Origin of the sequence: Acidovorax sp. BoFeN1 (genome assembly GCF_003345135.1) — a bacterium.
GTDB classification, from domain to species: domain Bacteria; phylum Pseudomonadota; class Gammaproteobacteria; order Burkholderiales; family Burkholderiaceae_C; genus Acidovorax; species Acidovorax defluvii.
In genome coordinates this window covers 1-4,932 of record NZ_QOZT01000143.1, presented here as the reverse complement: position 1 = coordinate 4,932, position 4,932 = coordinate 1, and the positions used below count along the sequence as shown (strand labels likewise).

Below are 4,932 nucleotides of genomic sequence, written 5' to 3'. Positions count from 1 at the left end.
CAGTCACCCCGGTTACCGGTAGCCCGCCGCCCACGGGCATGGCGCGTGTCTGGCGTACACGCGGGCCTGTGGCCTGGGCCCTGTGGCCAATTTCTCTGATTTATGGCGCGCTGGTGGCACTGCGGCGCGGGTTGTACCGGCTGCGCTGGTTGCGCAGCGAACATGCAGGCGTTCCCGTCATCGTGGTGGGCAACGTGATTGCCGGCGGCGCAGGCAAAACCCCCGTAGTGATTGCACTGGTGCGGCATCTACAGGCGCAGGGTTGGCAACCTGGCGTGATTTCGCGCGGCTATGGCCGCAGCACCCACGACTGCCGCGCGGTGCTGCCCGACAGCCCGGCGCCAGAGGTGGGAGACGAACCTACGCTGATCGCCCGGGCCACCCACGCACCCGTTTTTGTGGCGCCCCGGCGCATTGCGGCGGCGCGCGCCCTGCGGGCCGCACACCCCGGCGCCGATGTGCTGGTGTGTGACGATGGCCTGCAGCACCTGGCCCTGGCGCGCGACCTGGAGATCTGCGTTTTCAACAGTGACGGCGTTGGCAATGGCTTTTTGCTGCCCGCCGGCCCCCTGCGCGAGCCCTGGCCCCGCCCCGTGGACTGGGTGTTGCATGCTGGCAAGCCCCCCGCCGGGCGTGCTCCCGGTTTTGCGATGCAGCGCAAGCTGGCGCCCCATGCCCTGCGCGCTGACGGCCAGAAGGTTGCTTTGGCATCCCTGCAACACCAGCCTGTGCACGCCATCGCCGCCGTCGCCCGGCCCGAGGAATTTTTTGCCATGCTGCGGGCGCAAGGGCTGCAACTGGCGGGTGCCGAGGCACTGCCTGATCACTATGATTTCAATAGCTGGGAGCGCCCTTCAGATAAGGAAATAGTCCTTATTTGCACTGAAAAGGATGCCGTGAAGCTCTGGTTACTGCACCCCGATGCGCTGGCGGTGCCACTGGAGCTGGATATCGATCCCGCCTTCATGAAAGCGCTGGATCGCCGGCTCGCGCCGTGGCGGGCCACGCCGCTATCATCCCCCTTTGCCTGATTTCCGGAAAATGCCGTCATGGATTCCAAACTGCTTGAACTGCTGGTCTGCCCTGTCACCAAAGGTCCGTTGACCTACGACCGCGAGCGCCAGGAACTGGTGTCGCGCAGCGCGCGCCTGGCCTATCCCGTACGCGACGGAATTCCCGTGCTGCTGGAAAACGAGGCGCGCACCCTGACGGACGAGGAGCTGCAGGCGTGAGCCCAGCCACGGCAACGGGGTTCACGGTGCTGATTCCGGCACGCATGGCATCGAGCCGGCTGCCCGACAAGCCCCTGGCCGATATCGCCGGCCTACCCATGGTGGTGCATGTGGCCCGCCGTGCCGCCCAAAGCGCTGCGACCCGCGTGGTGGTGGCCGCCGACGACCCGCGCATTCTGCAAGCCTGCCAGGCCCACGGCGTGCAGGCCCTGCTCACGCGCACCGACCACGCCAGCGGCAGCGACCGGCTGGCAGAAGCCTGCACGCAGCTTGGGCTGGACGGTGATGCGGTGGTGGTCAACGTGCAAGGCGACGAACCCTTGATGGACCCGGCGCTCATCGACGCCGTGGCGGCCCTGCTGCCCGCGCGGCCCGAGGCGAGCATGGGTACCGCAGCCCATGCCATCGACACCCTGGCCGATTATGAGAACCCCAACGTCGTCAAGGTGGTGCTGGACGCCCGGGGCCTGGCCCATTACTTCAGCCGTGCGCCGATTCCACACGCCCGCGACCATGCAGGCAAGGCCTGGTGGAAAGGGGCAGCGGCACAGGCTGCGCCCGGCATTGCTGCCCTGACCGGATTTGCGCCGCTGCGCCATATCGGCATTTACAGCTATCGCGCGGGTTTTCTGCGGCAGTTTCCCGGCCTGTCCCAGGCACCCACCGAGACGGTGGAGGCTCTGGAGCAGTTGCGGGCACTTTGGCACGGGCACCGCATCGCCGTGCACATCACCGCAGAGGCGCCCGGCCCCGGCGTGGACACCCCCGCCGATCTGAACCGGGTGCGGGCACTGCTGGCCTGAAACCACGCACACCGCCACCTGATAGGGGTGCGCTGCCGTAAGCCAGGGCAAGGCACTCACATGCTATCCTTGAACGCAAAGAGAGTACTGCGTCTTGGGCGTGCGCCTGCGCCTTCTGCCAGCAGTGCCGGCCGATTTCTAACCTTCGAGGATTTCCATGAGACTTATTCTGCTGGGCGCTCCAGGCGCCGGAAAGGGCACGCAAGCCACGTTCATCTGCCAGAAATACGGCATCCCGCAAATCTCGACGGGCGACATGTTGCGCGCGGCGGTCAAGGCCGGCACGCCGCTGGGCCTGCAGGCCAAGGCCGTGATGGATTCGGGGGCCCTGGTCAGCGATGACATCATCATTGGGCTCGTCAAGGAACGCATCACGCAACCAGATTGCGCCAACGGCTTCCTGTTTGACGGCTTCCCCCGCACCATTCCGCAAGCCGACGCCATGAAGGAAGCCGGCGTCAAGCTGGACTACGTGCTGGAGATCGATGTGCCGTTTGACGCCATCATTGAGCGCATGAGCGGCCGCCGCTCGCACCCTGCCAGCGGCCGCACCTACCACGTCAAGTTCAATCCGCCCAAGGTGGCAGGCAAGGACGACGTGACAGGAGAGGAACTGATCCAGCGCGAAGACGACAAGGAAGAAACTGTCAAGAAGCGGCTGCAGGTGTACAGCGACCAGACCCGCCCCCTGGTGGACTACTACAGCAACTGGGCCAAGGCCCAGCCGGGCGCAGCCCCCAAATACCGCGCCATCAGCGGCACGGGCAGCGTTGAAGAGATCACTGCACGCGCCCTGCAGGCACTGTCCAGCTAAAGCGCTCCACGTTGGGGTAACGCACCGGCCTTTGTCCGGTGCGGCAAGCGCGCGGCCAGTGTTGCACCTTGCATGCACCGCGGCGTTGGCGGCCACCGCGGCACAACCATAAAGCCGTTACGCCAGTAGTTCCAGCATCAGCGAGATGCGCGCCTTCACCGCAGACAAGCCCCGGGAATCCGCAAACGTATCGCCGGGCTTGGGCAAAATCTGGCCCTCCGGGCAGCGCGTGGAACGCACCACACGCACTCCGGCAGCCTGGGCGCGCAGCAGTGCGCCTTCCAGTGCACGGTGGATCGTTCCGTTCCCCGTGGCGGCCACCACGATGCCCTGCACACCATCGCGCACCAGTGAATCCACCAGAGCACCGGTGGCACCGGCATAACTTAGAACCACCTCGACCCGGGGCCATTGCACACAAGATGCTATGTTTTTCATAGCTAAGAGCGCTTGTTTTGATTGGCCTGAAGGCCAATTTTTCACTAAACGTACAGCACCCTCCTCCACCCAGCCCAACGGCCCGGCATCCCCTGAACTGAACGCATCCACGCGGTAGGGGTGCACTTTCTGGACACGCTGAGCGCAGTGCACCGCGCCGGCTGCCACCACCACAACGCCCCGGGCGCCTGGAGTCGTTGCCACGGCAACGGCATCCAGCAGGTTCTGCGGGCCATCGGGCACCAATGCCGTTGCGGGTCGCATCGCGCAGGTCAGTACCACCGGCTTATGGGCATCCAGCACCGACTGCAAGAACCACGCGGTCTCTTCCAGCGTGTCGGTGCCGTGGGTGATAACAACGCCGCGCACGTCGGGGTCGGCGAGAGTGCTGGCACAACGCTGTGCAAGCGCGCCCCACACACTGAACTCCATGTCCTTGCTGTCCAGCTGCGCAATCTGCTCGGCGACCAGACTGCCACCTGACGCCGCTTGCAGGCCGGGTACGGCATGCAACAACTGCTCGACCCCCACCTGTGCAGCGGTGTAGCCGATGTTGTCGTCTGCGGCAGCCGCCGTGCCGGCGATGGTCCCCCCCGTCCCCAGCACCACAATTTTTTGTCCGTGCACTTGCATCCTTTGAAAAACTGGTGAAAAATACAGTTACTGGATTAAAAAACAGTTATCCGCCACCACTGTGGCACGCACCGGAAACGCCATGCTCGACCATCCCAAGCTCACCGCCCGCCAGCAACAAATCCTGGACCTGATCCAGGTGGCTATTTCCCGCACCGGCGCGCCGCCTACACGGGCCGAAATCGCCACCGAGCTGGGCTTCAAGTCGGCCAACGCCGCAGAAGAGCACTTGCAGGCCCTTGCGCGCAAGGGCGTCATCGAGTTGGTCAGCGGCACCTCCCGCGGTATCCGCTTGCGCAACGAAACGGTGCGCTCCATCAATGCGGCACGCGGCACCCAGTTCAGTCTGCCCATGCCAGGGTTGTCGCAGCTGGTTCTACCCCTCATTGGTCGCGTGGCCGCTGGCTCGCCCATTCTCGCGCAGGAACATGTGGACCAGACCTACAGCGTGGAAAACAGCCTGTTCCAGCACAAGCCCGACTACCTTCTCAAGGTGCGCGGCATGTCCATGCGCGACGCCGGCATCATCGATGGCGACCTGCTTGCCGTTCAGTCCACACGAGAGGCCCGCAACGGCCAGATCGTGGTGGCAAGGCTGGGCGATGATGTCACGGTCAAACGCTTGCGCCGCACGGCCAGCACCATCGAGTTGCTTCCCGAAAATCCCGATTACCCGGTGATTGTTGTCCAACCCGGGGAAGCTTTCGAAATTGAAGGCCTGGCTGTAGGCCTGATCCGCAACACCATGCTCATGTAATTTCTTCCACCTGCTGCGTGCCTCAGGTGGTGGGCGTTTGGAAAATTCTTTTTGTTTTCCAGCCCTGAGTAACCGTCTTCAAAGTCAAGCACTATGAAGCGATGCGTCCCAAGGTTTGCCGGTTCTGCCCATGGCGTTGAGCATGGTCAGCAGCTTGCGCATGCAGGCGACCAAGGCAACCTTGGGCAGCTTGCCTGCAGCCTTCAGTCGCTCGTAGAACGCCCGGATGACCGGGTTGTAGCGCGCCGCGGTCAA

At 64.3% G+C, this 4,932-nt stretch carries 6 protein-coding genes and 1 pseudogene; 5 read left to right on the top strand and 2 right to left on the bottom strand.

What is annotated here, in order from left to right:
* The 4 genes from lpxK to adk form a co-directional block, all read left to right on the top strand.
* Positions 1-1,031: tetraacyldisaccharide 4'-kinase (gene lpxK, locus DTW89_RS18675; RefSeq protein ID WP_442858123.1), on the top strand; the 1,031-nt coding region annotated here is incomplete at its 5' end.
* Positions 1,032-1,049: 18 nt separating this feature from the next.
* The gene (locus DTW89_RS18670) at positions 1,050-1,232 is read left to right on the top strand and encodes a Trm112 family protein (protein WP_114657029.1); all 183 of its coding nucleotides are present in this window, start codon (positions 1,050-1,052) and stop codon (positions 1,230-1,232) included.
* Positions 1,229-2,035 (top strand): 3-deoxy-manno-octulosonate cytidylyltransferase, encoded by an 807-nt coding sequence (gene kdsB / locus DTW89_RS18665; protein WP_114657028.1) that lies wholly within the window; start codon positions 1,229-1,231, stop codon positions 2,033-2,035. Before DTW89_RS18670 ends, kdsB begins: the two co-directional genes overlap by 4 nt.
* A 157-nt stretch (positions 2,036-2,192) precedes the next feature.
* Complete coding sequence (gene adk, locus DTW89_RS18660) at positions 2,193-2,849, top strand: adenylate kinase (protein WP_024815208.1); 657 nt, start codon at positions 2,193-2,195, stop codon at positions 2,847-2,849.
* A gap of 117 nt (positions 2,850-2,966) precedes the next feature.
* Here the strand turns inward: adk and DTW89_RS18655 are convergent, their stop codons facing one another.
* Complete coding sequence (locus DTW89_RS18655) at positions 2,967-3,920, bottom strand: asparaginase (RefSeq protein ID WP_114657027.1); 954 nt, start codon at positions 3,918-3,920, stop codon at positions 2,967-2,969.
* An 82-nt stretch (positions 3,921-4,002) separates the two neighbouring features.
* Here DTW89_RS18655 and lexA point away from each other — a divergent pair, with 82 nt between their 5' ends.
* Positions 4,003-4,677: a transcriptional repressor LexA gene (lexA, locus tag DTW89_RS18650; protein ID WP_114657026.1), complete on the top strand. Its 675-nt coding sequence runs from the start codon at positions 4,003-4,005 to the stop codon at positions 4,675-4,677.
* Between the two features lie 84 nt (positions 4,678-4,761).
* Here the strand turns inward: lexA and DTW89_RS18645 are convergent.
* A pseudogene (locus DTW89_RS18645) lies at positions 4,762-4,932 on the bottom strand (IS110 family transposase); the annotation flags it as partial.